This window comes from Streptomonospora sp. PA3, from assembly GCF_009728995.1.
In the GTDB taxonomy this organism is placed as follows: domain Bacteria; phylum Actinomycetota; class Actinomycetes; order Streptosporangiales; family Streptosporangiaceae; genus Streptomonospora.
Genome location: NZ_VTZW01000009.1, coordinates 25,988 through 48,061, shown reverse-complemented (window position 1 = coordinate 48,061; position 22,074 = coordinate 25,988). Strand labels below are relative to the sequence as shown.

20 protein-coding genes and 1 tRNA gene are annotated in these 22,074 nt (G+C 71.0%); 10 read left to right on the top strand and 11 right to left on the bottom strand.

What is annotated here, in order from left to right:
* Positions 1-109 precede the first annotated feature (109 nt).
* The 4 genes from yidC to rpmH all read right to left on the bottom strand — a co-directional run bounded on the left by yidC (position 110) and on the right by rpmH (position 2,050).
* Positions 110-1,054 (bottom strand): membrane protein insertase YidC, encoded by a 945-nt coding sequence (gene yidC, locus FZ103_RS08520; protein ID WP_186356027.1) that lies wholly within the window; start codon positions 1,052-1,054, stop codon positions 110-112.
* A 28-nt stretch (positions 1,055-1,082) separates the two neighbouring features.
* Positions 1,083-1,388: a membrane protein insertion efficiency factor YidD gene (gene yidD / locus FZ103_RS08515; protein WP_156000149.1), complete on the bottom strand. Its 306-nt coding sequence runs from the start codon at positions 1,386-1,388 to the stop codon at positions 1,083-1,085.
* Complete coding sequence (gene rnpA / locus FZ103_RS08510) at positions 1,385-1,816, bottom strand: ribonuclease P protein component (RefSeq protein ID WP_156000148.1); 432 nt, start codon at positions 1,814-1,816, stop codon at positions 1,385-1,387. The genes yidD and rnpA overlap by 4 nt, the downstream gene beginning before the upstream one ends.
* Positions 1,817-1,906: 90 nt before the next feature.
* Positions 1,907-2,050: a 50S ribosomal protein L34 gene (gene rpmH / locus FZ103_RS08505; protein WP_184585156.1), complete on the bottom strand. Its 144-nt coding sequence runs from the start codon at positions 2,048-2,050 to the stop codon at positions 1,907-1,909.
* A 900-nt stretch (positions 2,051-2,950) separates the two neighbouring features.
* Here rpmH and dnaA point away from each other — a divergent pair.
* The 7 genes from dnaA to gyrA all read left to right on the top strand — a co-directional run bounded on the left by dnaA (position 2,951) and on the right by gyrA (position 14,603).
* Positions 2,951-4,978 carry a chromosomal replication initiator protein DnaA gene (gene dnaA, locus FZ103_RS08500; protein WP_186356026.1) on the top strand — a complete coding sequence of 676 codons (2,028 nt, stop codon included), beginning with the start codon at positions 2,951-2,953 and terminating at the stop codon, positions 4,976-4,978.
* 691 nt (positions 4,979-5,669) lie between these two features.
* Positions 5,670-6,806, top strand: coding sequence for a DNA polymerase III subunit beta (dnaN, locus tag FZ103_RS08495; RefSeq protein WP_186356025.1), 1,137 nt, complete (start codon positions 5,670-5,672; stop codon positions 6,804-6,806).
* Between the two features lie 58 nt (positions 6,807-6,864).
* A complete protein-coding gene (gene gnd / locus FZ103_RS08490; RefSeq protein WP_156000146.1) occupies positions 6,865-7,767 on the top strand; it encodes a phosphogluconate dehydrogenase (NAD(+)-dependent, decarboxylating) in 903 nt (300 codons plus the stop codon).
* A gap of 197 nt (positions 7,768-7,964) precedes the next feature.
* A complete protein-coding gene (gene recF / locus FZ103_RS08485; protein ID WP_156000145.1) occupies positions 7,965-9,095 on the top strand; it encodes a DNA replication/repair protein RecF in 1,131 nt (376 codons plus the stop codon).
* Positions 9,088-9,585 (top strand): DUF721 domain-containing protein, encoded by a 498-nt coding sequence (locus FZ103_RS08480; RefSeq protein WP_186356024.1) that lies wholly within the window; start codon positions 9,088-9,090, stop codon positions 9,583-9,585. Before recF ends, FZ103_RS08480 begins: the two co-directional genes overlap by 8 nt.
* Before the next feature lie 404 nt (positions 9,586-9,989).
* Positions 9,990-11,927, top strand: a complete 1,938-nt coding sequence (gyrB, locus tag FZ103_RS08475; RefSeq protein ID WP_156000144.1) for a DNA topoisomerase (ATP-hydrolyzing) subunit B — start codon at positions 9,990-9,992, stop codon at positions 11,925-11,927.
* 54 nt (positions 11,928-11,981) lie between these two features.
* On the top strand, positions 11,982-14,603 hold the full coding sequence (gene gyrA / locus FZ103_RS08470) for a DNA gyrase subunit A (RefSeq protein ID WP_186356023.1): 2,622 nt from the start codon (positions 11,982-11,984) through the stop codon (positions 14,601-14,603).
* Between the two features lie 411 nt (positions 14,604-15,014).
* On the opposite strand, the gene FZ103_RS26180 is transcribed toward gyrA, so the two are convergent.
* Together FZ103_RS26180 and FZ103_RS26175 are read right to left on the bottom strand one after the other, a co-directional pair.
* Positions 15,015-15,974, bottom strand: coding sequence for a hypothetical protein (locus FZ103_RS26180; protein WP_255429859.1), 960 nt, complete (start codon positions 15,972-15,974; stop codon positions 15,015-15,017).
* A 27-nt stretch (positions 15,975-16,001) separates the two neighbouring features.
* A complete protein-coding gene (locus FZ103_RS26175) occupies positions 16,002-16,190 on the bottom strand; it encodes a hypothetical protein (protein WP_394350101.1) in 189 nt (62 codons plus the stop codon).
* On the opposite strand from FZ103_RS26175, the gene FZ103_RS26170 reads away from it, so the two are divergent.
* Both FZ103_RS26170 and FZ103_RS08460 read left to right on the top strand, forming a co-directional pair.
* On the top strand, positions 16,150-16,476 hold the full coding sequence (locus FZ103_RS26170) for a DUF3566 domain-containing protein (protein ID WP_394350089.1): 327 nt from the start codon (positions 16,150-16,152) through the stop codon (positions 16,474-16,476). The genes FZ103_RS26175 and FZ103_RS26170 overlap by 41 nt on opposite strands.
* A gap of 159 nt (positions 16,477-16,635) precedes the next feature.
* Positions 16,636-16,709, top strand: a tRNA-Ile gene (locus FZ103_RS08460).
* Positions 16,710-16,919: 210 nt separating this feature from the next.
* On the opposite strand, the gene FZ103_RS08455 is transcribed toward FZ103_RS08460, so the two are convergent.
* Positions 16,920-17,777 (bottom strand): SAM-dependent methyltransferase, encoded by an 858-nt coding sequence (locus tag FZ103_RS08455; RefSeq protein WP_156000142.1) that lies wholly within the window; start codon positions 17,775-17,777, stop codon positions 16,920-16,922.
* A gap of 390 nt (positions 17,778-18,167) precedes the next feature.
* A complete protein-coding gene (locus FZ103_RS08450) occupies positions 18,168-18,593 on the bottom strand; it encodes a cupin domain-containing protein (protein ID WP_156000141.1) in 426 nt (141 codons plus the stop codon).
* A 51-nt stretch (positions 18,594-18,644) separates the two neighbouring features.
* Here FZ103_RS08450 and FZ103_RS08445 point away from each other — a divergent pair, with 51 nt between their 5' ends.
* Positions 18,645-19,637 carry a GlxA family transcriptional regulator gene (locus FZ103_RS08445; protein ID WP_156000140.1) on the top strand — a complete coding sequence of 331 codons (993 nt, stop codon included), beginning with the start codon at positions 18,645-18,647 and terminating at the stop codon, positions 19,635-19,637.
* Positions 19,638-19,714: 77 nt separating this feature from the next.
* Here the strand turns inward: FZ103_RS08445 and FZ103_RS08440 are convergent, their stop codons facing one another.
* From FZ103_RS08440 to FZ103_RS08430, 3 genes are all read right to left on the bottom strand, one after another.
* Positions 19,715-20,095 (bottom strand): hypothetical protein, encoded by a 381-nt coding sequence (locus FZ103_RS08440; RefSeq protein WP_156000139.1) that lies wholly within the window; start codon positions 20,093-20,095, stop codon positions 19,715-19,717.
* A 306-nt stretch (positions 20,096-20,401) separates the two neighbouring features.
* Positions 20,402-21,637, bottom strand: coding sequence for an RNA polymerase sigma factor (locus tag FZ103_RS08435; protein WP_186356022.1), 1,236 nt, complete (start codon positions 21,635-21,637; stop codon positions 20,402-20,404).
* Positions 21,634-21,987, bottom strand: a complete 354-nt coding sequence (locus FZ103_RS08430) for a YciI family protein (RefSeq protein ID WP_156000138.1) — start codon at positions 21,985-21,987, stop codon at positions 21,634-21,636. The genes FZ103_RS08435 and FZ103_RS08430 overlap by 4 nt, the downstream gene beginning before the upstream one ends.
* Between the last annotated feature and the right edge of the window lie 87 nt (positions 21,988-22,074).

Sequence of the window (22,074 nt, the reverse complement as noted above, 5' to 3'; positions counted from 1 at the left end):
TCGTTGCCGTTGCTCACAGCGACCTGTCTCCTAACGTCTGAGCGGGAGTCGGGAAGCCGCGCCTCCAGGGCTTGCTTCCGCCTGCGCGACCCCTTACCCGATAGTCCTGCTAGCCCTTGCGCTGGTTGCCGCCCGAACGCTTGGCCCGCGGCTGCTTCCTCGGCTGCTTACGCTCGATCTTAGGCTCTTCGACCGGTTCTGGCGCGCTCTCTTTGCGCTTGCCGAGAAGCCCTTTGGCGGATCCGTTCGGGGAGGCGGTCTTGGCGGCGTCGCCCGCGCCCTCTCCGCTGCCCTCGGCGGGCTTGCGGTACAGGAAGTGCTGCTGGCCCATGGTCCACACGTTGGAGGTCACCCAGTAGATCAGCACACCGATCGGCATGGCCAGACCGAAGAGGCCGAAGGCCGGCGCCAGGTACATCATGATCTTCTGCGACTGCGCCATGGGGTTGTCGGGCATCTGCACGGTGCTGCGGTTCATGCTCTGGCGCATCGTCAGGAAGGTCGTCGTGCCCATGATCACGCAGGCGATGACGATGACGGCCTTGGCGATGATGGGATCGGCGCCGTAGCCCTCCAGCTCCCGGTTGCTCATCAGGAACTGCGCGGCCAGCGGAGCGTGGAAGATCGCCGCGTTCTGCGCGCTCTCGACCAGCTCCGGTGTGAAGCCGTAGCGGGCGTGGCCTTCGGCGACGTTGCGCAGCACGTTGAACAGCGCGAAGAACACCGGCATCTGCAGCAGCAGGGGGAGGCAGCCCATCAGGGGGTTGGTGCCGCTCTCCTGGTAGAGCTTCATCTGCTCCTGCTGCAGGCGCTGCTTGTCGTTCTTGTAGCGCTCCCGCACCTTCATCAGCTGCGGCTGCATCTCCTGGATCTTGCGCTGCGTCTGCATCTGCTTGACGAACAGCGGAACCATGATCAGCCGCATCAGGACCGTCAGGGTGACGATGGACAGGCCCCATGCCCAGCCGCTATCAGGGTTGAGCCCGACGCTCGTCAGGGCCGAGTGGATCTCGATCAGCACCCAGCCGACGATGTTGTAAAGCCAGTCCAGCACCGGCCAACTCCCTCTTCCTTCGGTTCAGCTACTGCCCCGGTGGTTCCGGTGCGGTGCCCGGTTCGAACGCCGCCGCCCCCTGCCCGGCGGCACCCCCGCGCGGGGGAACGGGATCGAGGCCGCCGGGGTGGAACGGATGGCAGCGGGCGATCCTGCGTGCGGCAAGCCACAGCCCGCGCAGCGCACCGTGCGTGTGGAGTGCCTCCACCGCATAGGCGCTGCACGAAGGGTAGAAGCGGCAGACGGGGGGCAGGACGGGACTGATGAAGCGCTGGTAGCCGCGGATGGGCACCACAAGCGCTCTCGCCGCCCGGCTCGGTCGGTCCTCGGTCATGAATCCGCCAGATCCCCGCTGCTGCGCGTATTCGCCGGTGCACCGGCCCCCTTGCGACGGCGTGTCGCATTCTTGCGGGGGCGCATCGCCGCTGCGATGGCGCCGTCGAGCTGCGCGGCCAGCGTGTCGTATCCCAGGGACGCGGACAGGGGTTTGGCCCGCACTACTAGCAGGCTACCCGCCGGGAGCTGTGCCAGCCGCGCCCGCATGAGGTGGCGGAGGCGGCGCTGTACGCGCTTTCGGACCACCGCGTTGCCCACCGGCCTGCCCACGGCGAAGCCGACGCGCGGCGGCGCCTGCCCCGCCGCGCCGCCGGCGGACGGCGGCAGGTAGGCGACGCTGAGCGCCTCGCGGCCGGCGCGCCGGCCGGACCGCAGCACGGAGGTGAACTCCGCGCTGCGGCGCATTCGGTTCTGGGGCGACAACATCGGATCGGTCCTCGGCGGGCTGAGCGCACAACGAAGGCCGGCTGCCGCAAGGGACAGCCGGCCCGCAAGTCGATCGGTCGACCGTGGCCGTCAGTGGCTCACGGTCAGCCGCGCGCGCCCCTTCTTGCGGCGCGCTGCGATGATCGCGCGTCCGGCACGGGTCCGCATGCGCAGCCGGAAACCATGAACCTTGGCGCGGCGCCGGTTGTTCGGCTGAAACGTACGCTTGCTCACTGCAGGGCTCCAGGGGCGTGTAATCGAAGTACAAGTACCACGGCTGCCCCACGGCAGCGGGGCACTCAAGTCTGCGCTCTCCGGCGCCGCAGGGCGAATGCGAAGGTCCGCACGGGCCCTCAGGGAGGGCGCGCCGACGGCGCCGCAGGCCGCCGGACGGATACGCCGGGGCGGTGCCGCAAACGCAGACCGATGGCGACCTAAGCATATCGAAGATACGGGCCGCCTCAGCACCGGTCAAATCGCAGGTCGCGCCCCGGAGCCGTGTCGGCGGCCGCAGACCGTGCCCGACGGCGGCGCTTCGGCATCCACTCGCCCTTTCGCCTCCGCCGGCCTTACCGGCTCCCTCCCCGCGCCTGCCGAGACGCCGCAGCGCGAGCTTTTCCCGAACCTGTGGACAACCGGCTCGAAACGTCCTCCACAGGCTGTGCAACCTGGGGAGCCGCCCCTAAGCTGTGGAAAACGCGCGAGCCGCGGCCGGTGCCGCCGGCGCCCCTCGCCGGAGCGGCGTCCACAGCCGATGTGCACGTGACGCAACCCATGTGAGCTGCGGTTTGTGGATAACTCTCCATCCGCGGAACGCATCTGCCAGGCTGTGTACAACGACGTGTACAACATGTGGATCGTGCCCCGAAGCTGTGGAAAGCCACCGCACAGGGCACGATCCCGACCCCGCCGCACAGCGTTCCCCCGTACACAACAGATCCACAGAACCACCGCAGGTTACCCACAGCACGCCGCCTTCGCGCCCGGCGGCGCGGCCCGGTCCCGCACCCGTCCACACAACCGGGACAATGGAACGCCGGACTCCGGTGCCGGCACCGGCCGGCGACCGCCGCATACGGCCCGATGCGCTTTCGAGGAGACCAGTGAGAAGGGGACGAACCATGGCAGGTCACCGTGTCTGAGGCACAGGTCAACCTCGCAATGGTGTGGTCGAGCGTGCTGAACAGCCTCGACAACAGCACTCTCCCCCCGCAGCAGCGCGCGTGGCTGCCGCAGACGCGGCCGCTCGGGCTCATCGAGGACACCGCGCTGCTGGCCGCCCCCAACGAGTTCGCCAAGGAGGTGCTGGAGACCCGCCTGCGCCCGGCCATCAGCCAGGCCCTCTCCAGGGAGCTGGGCCGCGAGATCCGGGTGGCGGTCACCGTCGACCCCACCGCGGTGCAGCCGGCGCCGCCCGCGGCGCCTCCCGCACCCGGCTACGGCCCGCCGGGCGCCGACCCCGCTTCCGGGCCGCCCGCGCCGGCGCCGGGAGCGGCGCCGTGGCAGCAGCCCGCCATCGTGCCCGAGGATCTGCCGGGATCCGCGGCGGCCACCGAGGCCGTACCCGACGGCCAGTTCGGGCAGCCCGGCCAGCACTCCCACGAAGCGCCCGGCCACCACCCCCAGCACGGCAACCACGGCGGCCCGCAGGGCCGGCATGAGCAGGGGCGGCCGTCGCAGGCCTACCCCGCGGCCGAGCCCACGCGCCCCGACTCCCCCGGCCCCGCCCAGCAGGCCGGCGACGACCTGCTCGCACCGCGCCGGGAACCCGGCGCCGCGGAGTACCGGCCGGCTCCTCCCGCGCCCGAACCCCAGCAGCCCGGGCCTTCCGCTCACCGCCCCCAGCCCCAGACCCCCGAGTGGGACGCCCCCAACCGCTGGGAGACCCCTTCCTGGGAGGCCGCAGCGCACTGGCAGCAGCCGTCGCGCCCGCCCGAGGACGCCTCCGGTCAGTGGGACCGGGGCGGCGGCGCGTCCGGCCGCGGCGACGAGGCGCACTCCGGCGCACCCGCCGACGCCCGGCAACCCGAGCCTGAGGCCGAGGCGCTACAGGGGACCGCTCCCCCGCCGCCCGCGCCCGCCGCGCCCGACACCTCCGGCGGCAACCAGCCGCACACCTCGGCCGAACCCGCACGGCTGAACCCGAAGTACACCTTCGACACCTTCGTCATCGGCTCCAGCAACAGATTCGCCCACGCCGCGGCGGTCGCGGTGGCCGAAGCGCCGGCCAAGGCCTACAACCCGCTGTTCATCTACGGCGGGTCGGGGCTGGGCAAGACCCACCTGCTGCACGCCATCGGCCACTACTCACAGCGGCTCTACGACGGCGCGCGGGTGCGCTACGTCAGCTCCGAGGAGTTCACCAACGAGTTCATCAACTCCATCCGCGACGGCAAGGCCGACGGCTTCCGCAGGCGCTACCGCGACATCGACGTGCTCCTCGTCGACGACATCCAGTTCCTGGAGAACAAGGAGCAGACGCAGGAGGAGTTCTTCCACACCTTCAACACCCTGCACAACTCCAACAAGCAGATCGTGATCTCCAGCGACCGCCCGCCCAAGCAGCTGGTGACACTGGAGGACCGGCTGCGCAACAGGTTCGAGTGGGGCCTGATCACCGACGTCCAGCCGCCCGAGCTGGAGACCCGCATCGCGATCCTGCGCAAGAAGGCCGCCCAGGAGGGTCTCGCGGCGCCCCCGGAGGTGCTGGAGTTCATCGCCAGCAAGATCTCCACCAACATCCGCGAGCTGGAGGGGGCGCTCATCCGCGTCACCGCCTTCGCCAGCCTCAACCGGCAGTCGGTCGACCTGCACCTGACCGGGATCGTCCTCAAGGACCTGATCCCCGACGACGAGGGACCCGAGATCACCGCGTCGGCCATCATGGCCCAGACCGCCTCGTACTTCGGCCTGAGTACCGAGGACCTGTGCGGAACATCGCGTTCGCGGGTGCTGGTCACCGCCCGCCAGATCGCGATGTACCTCTGCCGCGAGCTCACCGACCTGTCGCTGCCAAAGATCGGCCAGCAGTTCGGCCGCGACCACACGACCGTGATGCACGCCGACCGCAAGATCCGCTCGCTCATGGCCGAGCGCCGCTCCATCTACAACCAGGTCACCGAATTGACCAACCGGATCAAGCAGCAGTCGCGCAACGGCTGAGCACGCGGCCGCGCGGGCCGGATGCGGTCATGCGGGATCCCGCAGATTTTTCTTCGGTGGATTTCGCGGCGGTCTCTCCGCAGTTATCCCCAAGATGCCTGGATTGTCTGTGGAAAACCCGTGGATAACCCTGCGGATAACCCGCCCATTCCAGTGGACAACCTGGGGACGGTTTGGGGACGCCCTGTGTGCCGCCGATGGCGCGGATCGGCCGCGGTCCCCCGGTCCCTGTGGGCAACCCGTGGAAAACCTGTGGAACGGCCGTGGACAACTTGGGGAGTGTCTGTGCAGAGCCGTCGGGCATCCACAGCGCGCCGAGTTCTCCCCAGGCTCCACCCACAGGACCGGTGGATAAAAATCGCGGGGATGACCTGCACGGACAGTGGTTATCCACACTTTCCACAGCCCCTACTACTACGACGCCCCATTTACCTCTCTCGTGCCTTGGTAAATCAGCTGCGCCCCCGATCTGTGGACGCCCGGCCGGTCTGGTGTCACTTTCGCGCCTCCCGTACGGCTCGGACCCGGGGCAGGCGCCGAGGCGGTTGGGGATCGGGGTGTGCGGGCAGCGGACGGCAGCGAATCCGGGTACCGTGTGAACCCGTCCCCATGACGCGTCCGGTGCCACCGCCGCGCCACCGCCCCCAGCACTCACAGGGGCCACCTGGTTTCGAGGAAAGTGAGTCGGATAGTGAAGTTCCGGGTCGAACGCGACGTACTGGCCGACGCCGTCGCCTGGACCGCCCGCAGCCTGCCGGTCCGGCCGTCGGTGCCGGTGCTGGCCGGCATGCTGCTCGACGCCACCGCGGACGAGGGCGGCCGGCTGAAGCTCTCCAGCTTCGACTACGAGGTCTCCGCTCAGGTATCGGTGGACATCGACGTCGAAGAGGCGGGCACCACCCTGGTCTCGGGCCGCCTGCTCGCCGAGATCACCAAGAACCTTCCTCCCCAGACTGTGGAGATCAGCACCGACGGTGCCAAGGTCGTGGTCTCCTGCGGCAGCGCGAAGTTCACACTCCTGACGCTGCCTGTGGAGGACTACCCCTCGCTTCCGGCGATGCCCGCGGCGACCGGCTCGATCGGCAGCGACGCGTTCGCGGCGGCCGTGGGCCAGGTCGCCGTCGCCGCAGGCCGCGACGACACGCTGCCGATGCTCACAGGTGTGCGGGTCGAGATCGAGGGCGACACTCTCACGCTGGCCTCCACCGACCGCTACCGCCTCGCGGTGCGCGAGCTCGCCTGGAAGCCCGAGAACCCCGACGTTTCGGCCGTCGCACTGGTCCCGGCCAAGACGCTCGCAGACACCGCCAAGTCGCTGACCGGCGGCGCCGAGGTCTCCATCGCCCTGTCCGACGCCGACAGCGGCGAGGGCATGATCGGCTTCGAAGGCGGCGGCCGCCGCACCACCACCCGCCTGCTCGACGGCGAGTTCCCCAAGTACCGCGCGCTGCTGCCCGATTCGTTCAACTCCGTGGCCGAGGTCCAGCGCGGGGAGTTCATCGAGGCCGTGAAGCGCGTCTCGCTGGTGGCCGAGCGGAACACGCCGCTGCGGCTCGCCTTCAGCGAGGGCCAGGTCGTCCTCGAAGCCGGCACCGGCGACGAGGCCCAGGCGGTCGAGGCGCTGGACGCCTCCCTCGACGGCGACGAGGTCCAGATCGCCTTCAACTCCGCGTTCCTGCTCGACGGCCTCTCGGCGATCGACTCCGACGTCGCCCGGCTGCAGTTCACGACCTCCACGAAGCCGGCCATCATCACCGGCAAGCCCGCCGACGAGGAGGCCTCCGCCGACTACCGATACCTGATCATGCCGGTCCGGCTCTCGGGTTGACGCCGCGGCCGCACCGGAGCGCACACACCGTCACGGTCGTATTGGGGGAAAGACGAGCATGCAACTAGGGATGGTCGGTCTGGGCAAGATGGGCGGCAACATGGCCGCCCGCCTGCGGGACAAGGGCCACGAGGTCGTGGGCTTCGACTTCAACCCCGAGCTGCGCGACGTGGAGAGCCTCGCCGAGCTCGCCCAGCGGCTGGCCGCCCCGCGCACGATCTGGCTGATGGTGCCCGCCGGAGACCCGACCCGCCAGACCATCGAGCAGCTCGCCGAGGTCCTGGAGTCCGGCGACCTCCTCATCGAGGGCGGCAACTCCCACTACATCGACGACCGTCGGCGCGCCGACGAGCTGAGCGAACGCGGCATCGGCTACCTCGACGCCGGCGTCAGCGGCGGCGTCTGGGGCCGGCAGGAGGGCTACGGGATCATGGTGGGCGGCGACCCCGAGAACGTCGCCCGCGCCGAGCCCGTTTTCACCGCACTGACCCCCGAGAACGGCGGCTACGTGCACGCGGGCGGAGTGGGGGCCGGCCACTTCGTCAAGATGGTGCACAACGGCATCGAGTACGGCATGATGCAGGCCTTCGCCGAGGGCTACGAGCTGATGGCCGCCTCCGACATCGTCGACGACGTCCCCGGCACCTTCGACAGCTGGCGCGAGGGCACCGTGGTGCGCTCCTGGCTGCTCGACCTGCTGGTGCGCGCCCTGCGGGAGGATCCCGAACTGGAGGCCATCCGCGGCTACGCCCAGGACTCCGGCGAAGGCCGCTGGACGGTGCAGGCCGCCGTCGACCACGCGGTGCCCGCCCCGGTGATCTCCGCAGCGCTGTTCGCGCGGTTCGCCTCGCGCCAGGAGGACAGTCCGGCGATGAAGGTGGTCGCCGCCCTGCGCCACCAGTTCGGCGGTCATGAGGTCACCAGTTCCGGCGACGATCCCGAGCGGGATCCCGAGAGCTGAACGGCTCCCGCCGATCGGCGCCCCGGTTCGAGCGGGCGCCCCGGCAACTGTCGCCGGGGCGCGGTTGACTGGAGCACGGCAGCCGGTGCTGACGGAGCGCCGCGGCGGCCGCCCGGGCACCGCGGGTTTCACGTGAAACCGGGTGGGTGGCCCGCCGCCGGTCGCCGCGGTCCCCGGGCATCAGGCAGGAGAGGTCGATGTACGTTTCGCACCTGCAGTTGGCCGACTACCGCTCGTATGAGTCGGTCCACCTGGAACTCGGCCCCGGGATCAGCACCTTCGTCGGCCCCAACGGCCAAGGCAAGACCAACCTCGTCGAGGCGATCGGCTACGTCGCCTCCTTGAGCAGCCACCGCGTGGCCACCGACTCGCCACTGGTGCGCAAGGGCGCCGAGCGCGCGATCGTGCGCGCCGCCATCGTCAAGGACGACCGGCAGGCCGTCGTCGAACTGGAGATCAACCCCGGCAAGGCCAACCGCGCGCGGCTGAACCGGGCGCCGGCCACGCGCCCGCGCGAGGTGCTGGGGGTGCTGCGTACCGTGCTGTTCGCACCCGAGGACCTCGCACTCGTCAAGGGCGACCCCGGCGAGCGGCGCCGCTTCCTCGACGAGCTGCTGGTCGCGCGTACCCCCCGACTGGCCGGCGTGCGCTCCGACTACGAGCGGGTGCTCAAGCAGCGCAACGCCCTGTTGAAGTCGGCATCGGCCCAGTTCTTCAAGCGCGGCGAGCCCGACCTGTCGACGCTGGAGGTGTGGAACGAGCACCTGGCCGTGGCCGGAGCCGAGCTGCTGGCCGCGCGTCTGGGGCTGGTCGCCGAACTCCAGCCGCTGGTGGCCAAGGCCTACAGCGAGCTCACGACCGCGGGCGGGCCTCCGGTCCTGCAGTACCGCTCCTCCGCCGCCGGCCCCGACGAGCCGGTCCCGGCCGACCGCGACCGGCTCGCCCAGCTGCTGCGCGACGCCCTGGCCGAGTCCCGCGTCCAGGAGTTGCAGCGCGGCGTCAGCCTCGTCGGGCCGCACCGCGACGACCTGCACCTGCGCCTGGACGAGCTGCCCGCCAAGGGCTACGCCAGCCAGGGCGAGTCGTGGTCCTATGCCCTGGCGCTGCGCCTGGCGGGCTTCGAGCTGCTGCGGGCTGACGGGGACGACCCCGTGCTGCTGCTCGACGACGTGTTCGCCGAACTCGACTCCGAGCGACGGCGCCGCCTGGCCGAGCACGTCCGCCACGCCGAACAGGTGCTCGTGAGCGCCGCCGTCGCCGAGGACATCCCGCCGGAGCTGCAGGGCGCCCGCTTCCGCGTCGTCGAAGGAGGTGTCGAGCGTGAGTGAGGACGGCGCCGCCCCCGGCCCCTCCCCCGCGGGCGGGCCGCCCGCGCCCACGGGCATCGAACTCGCGCGCCAGGCGCTGGCCCAGGCCAAGGCGGCCGCGCGCGAGCGCGGCGCGTCCCCCGAGCAGCGGCCCCGGCGGGTCCGCCGCAGGCCGGCGCGCTCGCGCAACGAGCCGCAGCTCTTCGGCGACGCCGTGCGCGCCTGGCTGGCCGAGCACGGCTGGCAGGAGCAGGTCGCGGTCGGCGGCGTGTTCGGCCGGTGGGACCAGATCGTGGGCGACTACAACGCCCAGCACCTGCGCCCCGTCTCCTACGAGGGCGGCGAACTGGTCATCGCGGCCGACTCGGCGACGATGGCCGCCCACGCCCGCGCGATGGTGCGCGACCTGCTGCGCCGGCTCAACGAGGAGTTGGGCCACGGAACGGTGCACTCCATCAAGGTCCAGGCGCCCGGCCGCGGACGCGGTCCCGGCCCCTGGCGCGCCGGCTGACCGCTCCGTGACCCGCCGCTCACGCGGGGTTGACCCGGGCTTGGCGTAGGCGGTACCGCTCCGCGGCGCTGAACGGCGCGGGGAATTGTTGGCGGGGGTGCCCGCGTGTAGGGAGTCCGGTCCCGGTCTGCTCGTGCGTTCTCGGGCGGCACAGCGCCGCGAATGCCACTTTCCGGCCGTGCGCGCGGTATCATGGAGGCAGTTCTTCGGACGCTTCCGCCGGTATAGCCCGCCCCAAGGGAGAGGGCGGTGGAAAACGGGGCGGTACGCGATGTCCAGGCGCGGGTTGTGCCGGCGGTACGCGGTACAGAGTCGGTCAGCCCTGCCTGGCGACGGCCCGGTGGACCTCCCCATGCCCCGGGGGCACCGGACGGGACGCGTCCCCAGCAGGAGGGTGTTTCCACTTGGCCTACGACGCTTCAGCGATCACGATTCTTGAAGGGCTCGAGGCGGTACGCAAACGCCCCGGCATGTACATCGGGTCGACCGGTGAGCGCGGTCTCCACCACCTGGTCTACGAGGTCGTGGACAACTCGGTCGACGAGGCGCTCGCGGGACACGCCAGCGCCATCGAGGTGACCCTGCAGGCCGACGGGGGTGTGCGTGTGGCCGACAACGGCCGCGGCATGCCCGTCGACACCCACCCGGTCGAGAAACGTCCCGCGGTGGAGGTCATCCACACCACGCTGCATGCGGGCGGCAAGTTCGACGGCAAGTCCTACGCGGTCTCGGGCGGTCTGCACGGGGTCGGCGTGACCGTCGTCAACGCGCTATCGACCCGCCTTGAGGTGGAGATCCGCCGCGACGGCAGTGTCTGGCGGCAGAGCTACCGCACCGCGCGCCCCACCGGCCCCCTGTCCCGCGACGAGGACACCAGCGAGACCGGCACCCAGACCACCTTCTGGGCCGACGGCTCGATCTTCGAGACCACCACCTACAACTTCGAGACGCTCGCGCGGCGCATGCAGGAGATGGCGTTCCTGAACAAGGGGCTGTCCATCACCATCCGCGACGAGCGGCCCGAGTTCACCGGTGACACCCCCCTGGTGCACACCTACCACTACGAGAACGGCATCTCCGACTTCGTCGCGCACATCAACACGACGAAGGAACCGGCCCACGCCACGATCGTCTCCTTCGAGGAGGAGGGCGAGGGCATCTCCGCCGAGATCGCCATGCAGTGGAACCAGTCCTACACCTCCTCGGTGCACACCTTCGCCAACACCATCAACACCGCCGAGGGCGGCACGCACGAGGAGGGGTTCCGCACCGCGCTCACCTCGGTGGTCAACCGCTACGCGCGCGAGCAGCGGCTGCTGCGGGAGAAGGACGACAACCTCACCGGCGACGACATCCGCGAGGGCCTGACCGCGATCATCTCGGTCAAGCTGGCCGACCCCCAGTTCGAGGGGCAGACCAAGACCAAGCTGGGCAACACCGAGGCCAAGTCCTTCGTGCAGCGCGTCACCCACGAGCACCTGCGCGACTGGTTCGAGCGCAACCCGGGCGAGGCCAAGGACATCGTCACCAAGGCCAGCCAGGCGGCCCGCGCCCGCATCGCCGCGCGCCAGGCGCGCGACCTGACCCGGCGCAAGACGCTCCTGGAGTCCACCTCCCTGCCCGGCAAGCTGTCGGACTGCCAGTCCACCGAGCCGGAGAAGTCGGAGGTCTACATCGTCGAGGGCGACTCCGCCGGCGGCTCGGCCAAGGGCGGGCGCGACCCCCACTACCAGGCGATCCTGCCCATCCGCGGCAAGATCCTCAACGTCGAGAAGTCGCGCATCGACCGGATCCTGAAGAACAACGAGGTCCAGGCGATCATCACCGCCCTGGGCACCGGGATCCACGACGACTTCGACGCCGCCAAGCTGCGGTACCACAAGATCATCCTGATGGCCGACGCCGACGTCGACGGCCAGCACATCCGCACGCTTCTGCTGACCCTGCTGTTCCGGTTCATGAAGCCGCTGATCGAGGCCGGCTACGTCTACCTGGCCCAGCCGCCGCTCTACAAGATCAAGTGGGACAGCCGCGGCAGCGACGCCGACTACGCCTTCTCCGACCGCGAGCGCGACGAGCTGATCAACGCCGGCATCGCCGCCGGCAAGCGCGATCCCCGGCCCCGCGACCTCGTGCAGCGCTTCAAGGGCCTCGGCGAGATGAACGCCACCGAGCTGTGGGACACCACGATGGACCCCGAGCGGCGCGTGCTGCTGCAGGTCACCCTCGACGACGCTGCTCAGGCCGACGAGATGTTCAGCGTGCTCATGGGTGAGGACGTCGAGTCCCGGCGCTCCTTCATCCAGCGCAACGCCCGGGATGTCCGCTTCCTTGACATCTGACGCCGGCACATCCCGACGGCAGCGAACGACTCACCAGAAAAGGATCGACATCCAGTGACGGATGCGAACACACCGGAAGCTCCAGAAGCCGGAGGCGGCGGCCAGCGCGTCGAGCCGGTCGACATCCAGGTCGAGATGCAGCGCAGCTACCTCGACTACGCGATGTCGGTCATCGTCGGCCGCGCGCTGCCCGACGTCCGCGACGGGCTCAAGCCCGTGCACCAGCGGGTGCTCTACGCGATGTACGACGGCGGGTACCGCCCCGACCGCGGGTACTTCAAGTGCGCCCGCGTCGTCGGCGACGTCATGGGCAACTACCACCCGCACGGCGACAGCGCGATCTACGACACCCTGGTGCGGCTCGCGCAGTCGTGGTCCATGCGGATGCCGCTGGTCGACGGCAACGGCAACTTCGGCTCCGCCGGCAACGACCCGGCCGCGGCGATGCGCTACACCGAGTGCAAGCTGGCGCCGCTGGCCATGGAGATGCTGCGGGACATCGACAAGGAGACCGTCGACTTCCGGCCCAACTACGACGGCCGCTCCCAGGAGCCCGTCGTCCTGCCCTCGCGCTTCCCCAACCTGCTGGTGAACGGCTCGGCCGGCATCGCGGTCGGCATGGCCACCAACATCCCGCCGCACAACCTGCGCGAGGTCGCCGACGGCGTCAAGTGGTACCTGGCCAACCCGGAGACCTCCGACGAGGAGCTGCTCGACCAGCTCATCGCCCGCATCAAGGGCCCGGACTTCCCCACCAGCGGGCTGATCGTGGGCCGCCGCGGCATCGAGGAGGCCTACCGCACGGGGCGCGGCTCCATCACCATGCGCGCGGTGGTGGAGGTCGAGGAGGACGCCCGCGGCCGGCAGACGCTCGTCGTCACCGAGCTTCCCTACCAGGTCAACCCGGACAACCTCGCGCTGAAGATCGCCGAGCTGGTCAAGGACGGCAAGGTCTCGGGCATCGCCGACGTCAAGGACGAGAGCAGCGGCCGCACCGGCCAGCGCCTGGTCATCGTCCTCAAACGCGACGCCGTGGCCAAGGTCGTGCTGAACAACCTGTACAAGCACACCCAGCTGCAGGAGACCTTCGGCGCGAACATGCTCGCCCTGGTCGACGGCGTGCCGCGCACCCTGCGCCTGGACCAGCTGATCCGCTACTGGGTCGAGCACCAGATCGAGGTCATCGTCCGGCGCACGCGCTACCTGCTGCGCAAGGCCGAGGAGCGGGCCCACATCCTGCGGGCGCTGCTGCGGGCCATCGACCGCATCGACGAGGTCATCGCCCTCATCCGCGGCAGCGCCTCCGCCGACGAGGCCAAGACCGGGCTGATGGGGCTGCTGGAGATCGACGACGTCCAGGCGCGGGCGATCCTCGACATGCAGCTGCGCAAGCTCGCGGCCCTGGAGCGCCAGCAGCTCACCGACGAGTACGACGAGCTGATGTCCCAGATCGCCGACTACAACGACATCCTGGGCTCGCCCGAGCGGCAGCGATCCATCGTCAGCTCCGAGCTGACCGAGATCGTCGAGAAGTACGGCGACGACCGCCGCACGCACATCATCCCCTTCGAGGGGGACATGCGTACGGAGGACTTCATCGCCGAGGAGGACGTGGTCGTCACCATCAGCCGCGGCGGCTACGCCAAGCGCACCCGGCTCGACGGCTACCGCGCGCAGAAGCGCGGGGGAAAGGGCGTGCGCGGAGCGCAGCTGCGGCAGGACGACATCGTCCAGCACTTCTTCGTCACCACCACCCACAACTGGATCCTGTTCTTCACCAACAAGGGGCGCGTCTACCGCATCAAGGCCTACGAGCTGCCCGAGGCGGCGCGCGACGCCCGGGGCCAGCACGTGGCCAACCTGATGGAGTTCCAGCCCGACGAGGAGATCGCCCAGGTCATGGCGCTTCGCGGGTACGACGACGCGCCGTATCTGGTGCTGGCCACCCGGCAGGGGCTGGTGAAGAAGTCGCGGCTGGAGGACTTCGACTCGGCGCGGTCGGCCGGAATCATCGCCATCAACCTGCGCGACGAGGACGAGCTGATCGCGGCGCGGCTGGTGTTCCCCACCGACGATCTGCTGCTGATCAGCAGTGACGCCCAGGCGATCCGGTTCCCCGCCTCCGACGAGTCCCTGCGGCCGATGGGGCGGGCCACCAGCGGCGTCATCGGGATGCGCTTCCTGGAGGGCGACTACCTGCTGAGCATGGACGTCGTCCGCGAGTCCGAGGGGCCCTCCGACGTGCTGGTGGCCACCGAGGGCGGTTACGCCAAGCGCACCCCGGCCGACCAGTACCCGGTGCAGAACCGCGGGGGCAAGGGCGTGCTGACCGCCAAGGTGGTCGAGGCGCGCGGCAAGCTCGTGGGCGCGATGATGGTCTCGCCGGAGAAGGACGAGGTCTTCGCGATCACGTCCTCGGGCGGCGTCATCCGCACCCGCTGCTCGGAGATCAAGCAGTCCGGCCGGACGACCATGGGCGTGCGGCTGATGAACCTGGCCAAGGGCAACCACGTGGTCGCCGTCGCCCGCAACGCCGAGGCCGACGACGAGGAGGTCGACGAGGTCGAGGCGGGCCCGGAGGCGGTCGGAGCCGGCGACGGGGCCGAGGAATCGGAGGAGACCGGAACCGCCGACTCCGCAGCGGGTTCCGCGGCGCCGGAGGACAGCGAGTCCTGACGGCCGGAACCGCGGGCGCCGGCGGTCGCACCGCCCGCGTGCGGGGCGGTCCGCGCGGCCGGTGCCGCGGCGAGACCGCGGGGAGACCGCGGGGAGACCGCGGTGGAGCCGACCGCCCGTAGACTCCTCGCAAGGACCGTAGAACACCGCGGAGGGCGGTATCGGCCGCCCTCCGCGTGCTGTTTCGGCCGACCGACGAATCGGGCATAGAGTTTGCCCCCGTGGCAGTGTCATCCGCCGGTGCGGAGTCCGGCCGCGGATCGATCCCCCCCTTGACCCTGTTTCACCGTCACAAGGAAAGTCCAGCGGTAACGTGGCTATGTCTGACAACACGCAACGGCAGTCCGCTGCTCACAACAAGTCCGCTAAGGACGGCTCCGTGAGCACGGAAAAGACGACGGCAGAAACGGATCAGGCCGCCACAGCCCGAGAGGGCGGCGGGCAGGCCGCCCGGTCGTCCGCGGACGCGCCGAAGGGGTCGGACAAGGCCAAGGGCGGCGCGAGCGCGGAGCCGGACCAGGCGAAGCAGGGGACGAAGCCCGAGAACGAGTCCGGGCAGCAGGACTCCGCGGGCGGAAAGGCCGGGGGCGCCGACGACGCCAAGCGGTCCTCCTCCGGCTCGGCCCCGTCGAAGACCGCCGCCGCGGACGAAACGCCGGCGAAGCAGGCCGGCAAGTCCGGCGGTACGCCGACCTCCTCCGGTGCGTCCTCCGCCGACAAGTCGACAAAGCCGTCCGCCTCCGCCGACACCGCGGCGAGCGGCACCGGCGCATCGGACGGCGCAGCCGCAGCGGCGGACGGCGGGAAGAGCGCGCAGCCCTCCCCCGCCGGTGCCGCGGGCACGGGCGACGGCACCTCCGCAGGCGGCTCCGCCGGCAAGTCCGGCGACAAGCCGGCGTCGTCCGCCTCCTCGACGCCCTCGAAGTCCTCGACCACGTCGTCCGCCGCGTCCATAGCCGAGAAGGCCGTCGCCAAGGCGGCGGGCGGCGCCGCGGACGACGCGTCGGCCAAGCCGTCGGGCAAGGCCGGCACCGCGTCCGGCTCCTCTTCGCCGACCGGGTCGTCCGGCGACACGTCGACAAGTCCATCGAGCAGCGCCTCCGCTTCCCCGGGTTCCTCCTCGGCGTCCGCCTCGACGACGCCGACCGCGTCGAAGTCCGCTGCGGGCAGCGGCGGGGCCGGCGGATCCTCGGCCGACAAGTCGACAAAGCCGTCCGCCTCCGACAAGCCCGCCGGCGCGGGCTCCGCGGGCTCGGCGAGCTCCTCCGCAGCCGCATCGGCTACGTCGAGCACGTCGGCGACCGCCGCGACCAGCGGTTCCGCTCGGAAATCGGGTACAAGCCCCGGTGGGGCACCGCGCACGCCGAGCACTCCGGGCGGATCGAGCGAGGCCGGCGGTCAGGCGAGCACGTCCCCCACCATGGCGAAGGCCGAGCAAAGGGGAGTGTCGATGATGGCGCCGAGCGGTCCCGCGACTGCGGTCAAGGCCAGCAAATCCACCCGCAAGGCGCACCTGTCGGTGAGCCGGGTGGAGCCGTGGTCGGTGATGCGGTTCAGTTTCATCATCTCGCTGGTGTGCTTCGTCATCCTGTTCGTCGCCGTGCTGGTGCTCTACGGCATCCTCACGTCCCTGGGCGTCTTCGACGCGATCACCGAGCTGATCGCCTCCCTGACCGAAGGAGGCGAGGGCGATGAACTCAACCTCCACCCCGAGCAGTGGTTCGCGCCGGGCCGCGTACTGGGCTACACCGGTCTGATCGGCGCGCTGAACATCATCCTGATCACCTCGCTGTCCACCATCGGCGCCATGCTCTACAACATCGCCGCCGACCTGGTCGGCGGTATCGACATCACGCTGTCGGAGTCGGAGTAACCACCGGCACGGCGCCCGCCCGCAGGCCCGAGCACCGGCTCCGAGACGATAGACTGGAGACGAGGAAGGCCACCCGCACGGGTGGCCCGATCCTCTCCCCCGCACCAAAACCGGGTTCGCCCAGGTACACCGAGTGCGGTAGAGTTCCACCCGGAACACGGGCGTATAGCTCAGTCGGTTAGAGCGCATCCCTGATAAGGATGAGGCCCCAGGTTCAAGTCCTGGTACGCCCACACAGATGAGCGGCGCAAAGGCCCCTGTCGGACACCGGCAGGGGCCTTTGACAGCAGCAGTGACAGCACGTCTCGGTCGCTCTCCATGGTGACCGGCCATCGACCGCGCGGAAATCGCCGGAATCCGCTCCCTGGGCTCAGAGGGTGTCTGCGACACCGCCTCGTTGGAGAGGTGTTGTGATGAGCGCTCCCTCGGGACGCCCAGCGGCATCAGCGAGCATCGCCACTCCCGTCGCCTGCCCCGCGGCCGCCTTCCCAGCGGCCCAGGCCGCCGAGGATCCACGCCTGTTCGGGGGCGTAGTACGGTTCGTCGGCGCGCGGGCGCCAGTCGCCCACGTGGACCAGCCCGGGCTCCAGCAGCGTCATGTCGTCGAAGAAGCGGCCGATCTCGGCTCGGGAGCGGATCTGCCCGGAGGCACTGGTCGCCCGGTAGGACTCCTCCAGGAACCGCGCCCGCTCGGGGTGGGTGTCGTTCTCGGCGTGGCTGATGGCCACCAGCGAGCCGGCCGGCAGGTGGTCGAGATAGCGCCGCATCAGGGCAAAGGGCTGCTGGGCGTCGTCGAGGACGTGGAGCATCGCCACCAGCAGCAGGCCGACGGGGCGGGAGAGGTCCAGGCGGGCGGTCACCTCGGGGTGGGCGAAAACCGTCTCCGGGTCGCGCATGTCGGCCTGGAGGACGCCGGTGACGTCGGACCGGTCGGCCAGCAGCGCCTCGGCGTGCACGCGCACCACCGGGTCGTTGTCCACGTAGACCACGCGGGCGTCGGGATGGTGCCGCCGGGCGACCTCGTGGACGGGGTTCTGCGCCGGCAGCCCCGCACCGATGTCCAGGAACTGGTCGATTCCCGCTTCGCACATGGCGTCGACGGCGCGCCCGAGGAAGGCGCGGTTGGCGTGGGCGATCAGGTGCGCTTCGGGTAGGACGGCCAGCATGCGCTCGGCTGCTTCACGGTCGGCGGCGTAGTTGTTCTTGCCGCCGAGCGCGTAATCGTAGAGCCGAGCGACGCTGGGCACCGTGGTGTCGATACCCGGGGGCGGTGGGGGTGCGTCGGGGGTGTCGTCGACCATGAGCGGGCTCCTTGCTATCGGGGGGTGAGGGGGCGGCATCCGGTCCGGGCTCCCCTGGCCGCCAAGCACGCTCGTTGACCTTAACCGGTGTAGTGCGGAGCCGAAAGCGCCTCCGCGTACGGCCGCACCGCGGCCGCCGGCCGCGCCCAGGCCCCCGGCGTTGCCCCCGATCGAACCGATAAGGACGAGGCCCCGGGTTCAAGTCCGGGTACGCCCACGGAGTTCAGCAGCGTAAAGGCCCCTGTCGGAGCACCGGCAGGGGCCGTCTTCGTGGGTTCGTGCGGCATTCATGCGCCACACCGAAACCTGTGCGGCGTTCGCTCCCGCGCCTTGGCGCCGGGGAGCCCTCCGCGCGGACATCCCTCCCTTCTCCCGCTTTCCTTCTCGCGGCTACGTGGACGGGGCGCCGTCGTGGTCGGCGCCCGACGGCAGCGCGCGCCCGGTCGTCGCGTCGACGTGGTCGGGGACGTCGCCGTGGCGGTCGCCGACCGACGAGGTTCCGGTGGGCTCGAACAGCAGGATCGACGCGCCCGACGGGGCCGAGGGCCGGTGCTCGGTGCCGCGGGGGACGGTGAACACCGAGCCGCGGGGAAGCCGGACGGAGTGCTCGCCGGCGCCGTCGCGCAAGGCGATGTGCAGTTCCCCGTCCAAGACCAGGAAGAACTCATCGGTGTCGGTGTGGACGTGCCAGATGTGGTCTCCCTCGACCTTGGCCACGCGGACGTCGTAGTCGTTGACCCGGGTGACGACGTGCGGACTCCACAGCGTGTCGAAGGAGGCGAACGCGGTGCTCAGGGCGATGGGTGCGTAGCTCATGGGAGCATCCTCGCCGTTGTGGCCGTCGGCGGGGAGTGCTAGGAATCGCATATGCCGAAAGTATCCTCGCACCGCCCCTCGGGCGGTCTGCACCGCGTCGTCGTGCTGGTGGACGAGAACTCCAACCCCTTCGAGCTGGGCTGCGCGACCGAGGTGTTCGGGCTGGATCGGCCGGAGATCGGCCGTCGGCTGTACGACTTCCGCCTCTGCGCGGCCGAACCGCAGACCACGATGCGGGACGGATTCTTCACTCTGACCGGGGTCGCCGACCTGGACGCGGTCGGCTCCGCGGACACCCTCATCGTGCCCAACCGGCCCGATATCGCCGCGCCGCGCCGCCCGGCGGTGCTCGACGCGGTGCGCGAGGCGCACACGCGCGGGACGCGCCTGGTCGGATTGTGCAGCGGCGCCTTCACGCTGGCCGAGGCCGGGGTCCTCGAGGGCCGGCGCGCCGCCGCCCACTGGCAGTGGGCGGACTCCTTCCGCGCCCGCTTCCCCTCGGTTCGGCTGGAGGAGGACGTGCTGTTCGTGGACGACGGCGACGTCCTGACCTCCGCGGGCAGCGCTGCGGCGCTGGATCTGGGGTTGTACATCGTCCGCCGCGACCACGGGGCCGAGGTCGCCAACGCGGTGAGCCGGCGCCTGGTGTTCGCCGCTCATCGGGACGGCGGACAGCGGCAGTTCATCGAACGCCCCGTCCCCCAGCCCGCCGACGAGTCCCTGGCACCCGTCCTGGACTGGGCCCGGGAACGGCTGGAGTCGCAGATCACCGTGGCCGACCTGGCAGCGTGCGCGGCGGTCAGTCCGGCGACCCTGCACCGCCGCTTCCGGGCGCAACTGGGCACGACCCCACTGGCCTGGCTCACCGCAGAGCGGGTCATGCTCGCGTGCCGGCTGATCGAGAGCGGAGAGCCGCGCCTGGATGTGATAGCGCGGCGCAGCGGGCTCGGCACCCCGGCCCACATGCGCACACTCATGCGTCGTAGGACCGGCCTGGCGCCGTCGGCGTACCGCCGCCGCTTCGGTCCGGCAGGCGCGGTGTGACCGGGGCGGGGCCGCCGCAGTGTCGACATGCAGGCATACCGGCATGCCGACAGGGCTGACCCGGGTCCTGCCCCCGGTTAACCGCCACCGCCGCAGCCCAGGCAGTCGGTGCTGAACACCGTCTGTCCCTCGACCTTTCCGGTGAACTCGCCCTGGACCCCGTTTGTGAAGTCGGTGTCGCCGGCGTCGAAGGAGCCGTCGAAGGCCACGTCGGCGCCCTGCTGCGTCGTTCCGCTGCAGTCCGCCGCGACGCGGCCGGCCTCGGTCTCCTCGACCTGGCAGTCGAGCTGTCCCTCGATGGGGAAGCCCGCGGACGCGAACGCGTCCTCCGCGGCGATACGCAGCCCTTCGGCCGCGACCTCGCCGAAGAGCGCCTCGCGCTGCTCGGGAGTGCAGCCGGCCAGGGCCGCGCCCATCGCCAGTGCCGCAACGGCCGTGATCGCCGTCTTCTGCCGCATGCGTCGCCTTCCCCAGCTCGTCATGGCCACAGGGTATGCGCAATCGGCGCCTGCGCCAGGAGTGCAGGTCATCGGTGCGGGGAGCCGGTGGCGGTATGGCCTGGGAGCACCGCGCCGGCCGGTTCGTCGACGTGTGGACACGGTGCCGATTCCCCGGGGCGGGGAGGCCGCACGAGGAAGGCCGGGAGGGATGGCGTCCAGCAATGGGGCGCAAAGGGCGGGCCGCCGGCGGTGACAGTGCCGCCTTGCCGCCTTGTCGCCGAGTCGATACGGCGACCTGTCGGCACCGGGGCTCCCGCGCGGCCGTCAGCCGCCGGCCAGCTCGTCGCTCCTGCGCTGGAGGAACGCCTGCTCGGCGGCGTTGGCCGTCCGGGAGCGCGCTTCGGCGTAGGCCGCGGCGGCTTCCGCGGGGCGGCCGAGACGGCGGAGGAGGTCGGCGCGGATCGCGTGGAAGATGTGGTGGGTGCCGAGGTCCAGGCCGTCCACGATGGCGAGCGCGGCGGCGGGCCCCCGGGTCTCGGCGACCGCGACGGCGCGGTGCAGGGCCACGACCGGTGTCGGCGTGAGGGCGTAGAGCTGGTCGTACAGCCGGACCACCTGGTCCCAGTCGGTGTCGGCCGCGGTGGCGGCGTCGCTGTGCACGGCACTGATCGCCGCCTGGATCTGGTACGGCCCCGGGCTGTTGCGGCGCAGGCAGCGGCGGACGAGTTCCTGCCCCTCGGCGATGAGGGCGCGGTCCCACAGGCCGCGGTCCTGCTCGGCCAGCGGAACGAGCGCACCGTCGGCGGCCGCGCGGGCCGAGCGGCGCGACTCCGTGAGCAGCATCAGGGCGAGCAGGCCCCGGACCTCGGGCTCGTCGGGCATCAGCTCGGCCAGCAGTCGGCCCAGCCGAACGGCCTCGGCGCACAGGTCGCCGCGGACCAGGTCCTCTCCAGAGGTCGCCGTGTAGCCCTCGTTGAAGACCAGGTAGACGACGGCCAGCACGTGGCGCAGCCGGTCGGGCAGATCGGCGTCCCCGGGCACCCGGTAGGGGATGCGCGCGTCCCGGATCTTGTTCTTGGCCCGGACCAGCCGCTGGGCCATCGTGGCCTCGGGCACCAGGAACGCGCGGGCGATCTCGCCGGTGGTCAGGCCGCCGAGCAGGCGCAGCGCGAGCGCGACGCGCGCGTTCGGCGAGAGCGCCGGGTGGCAGCAGGTGAAGACCAGGCGCAGCCGGTCGTCGTGCACGGGACCCTCCTCGGCCGGGCCGTCGGGGTCGTGCAGCAGGGCTGCCTGCTTGTGGCGCTCGGCGCGCAGCGCATCGCGGCGCAGCCGGTCGACGGCGCGGTTGCGGGCGGCGGTGATGATCCAGCCGGCCGGCCGCGGCGGCAGGCCCTGCTCGGGCCAGCGCCGCAGCGCGGCGGCGAACGCCTCCTGGACCGCCTCCTCGGCGAGATCGATGTCGCCGAAGCGGCGGACCAGGACGGCGACGGCGCGGGCGTGCTCCGCGCGGAAGACGCGTTCGACCTCCGCTGCGGGCACCGCGGTTCCGCTGCTGCTCACCCGCAGCTTCCACCCTCCATGGGCCGGACCTCGATGGGCAGGGTGGTCGCCCGGGAGAGCTTGCGCCCCCACTCCAGCGCGGCGTCCAGGTCGGCGGCCTCGACGACGGTGAATCCGCCGATGTGCTCCTTGCCCTCGATGTAGGGGCCGTCGGTCATGTCCGCCTCATCGCCCCGCGCCCGCACCACTGTGGCGGTGGACGGCGCGTGCAGGCCGGCGGCGAACACCCAGGCGCCGGAGTCGCGCATCTCCTCGTTGACCGCCTCGACGTCGCGCATGATCGGGTCGAGGACCTCGGGCTCCGGGGCGGGGCCGTCGGGCTGGTAGATGCTGAGCAGGTAGTGGGCCATGGTGCTCCTCCTCGGGTTCGCGGCCGGCATCGGTGCCGGCCTCTCACCCCCTACACGAACAGCATGCCCCCGGATCGACACCGCGCC

Coding starts and splice junctions, on each gene's coding strand:
- yidD (WP_156000149.1), bottom strand. CDS start 1,388: ATGACCGAGGACCGACCGAGCCGGGCGGCGAGAGCGCTTGTGGTGCCC.
- rnpA (WP_156000148.1), bottom strand. CDS start 1,816: ATGTTGTCGCCCCAGAACCGAATGCGCCGCAGCGCGGAGTTCACCTCC.
- gnd (WP_156000146.1), top strand. CDS start 6,865: ATGCAACTAGGGATGGTCGGTCTGGGCAAGATGGGCGGCAACATGGCC.
- recF (WP_156000145.1), top strand. CDS start 7,965: ATGTACGTTTCGCACCTGCAGTTGGCCGACTACCGCTCGTATGAGTCG.
- FZ103_RS26170 (WP_394350089.1), top strand. CDS start 16,150: ATGCGGTTCAGTTTCATCATCTCGCTGGTGTGCTTCGTCATCCTGTTC.
- FZ103_RS26175 (WP_394350101.1), bottom strand. CDS start 16,190: ATGACGAAGCACACCAGCGAGATGATGAAACTGAACCGCATCACCGAC.
- FZ103_RS08455 (WP_156000142.1), bottom strand. CDS start 17,777: ATGGTCGACGACACCCCCGACGCACCCCCACCGCCCCCGGGTATCGAC.
- FZ103_RS08450 (WP_156000141.1), bottom strand. CDS start 18,593: ATGAGCTACGCACCCATCGCCCTGAGCACCGCGTTCGCCTCCTTCGAC.
- FZ103_RS08445 (WP_156000140.1), top strand. CDS start 18,645: ATGCCGAAAGTATCCTCGCACCGCCCCTCGGGCGGTCTGCACCGCGTC.
- FZ103_RS08440 (WP_156000139.1), bottom strand. CDS start 20,095: ATGCGGCAGAAGACGGCGATCACGGCCGTTGCGGCACTGGCGATGGGC.
- FZ103_RS08430 (WP_156000138.1), bottom strand. CDS start 21,987: ATGGCCCACTACCTGCTCAGCATCTACCAGCCCGACGGCCCCGCCCCG.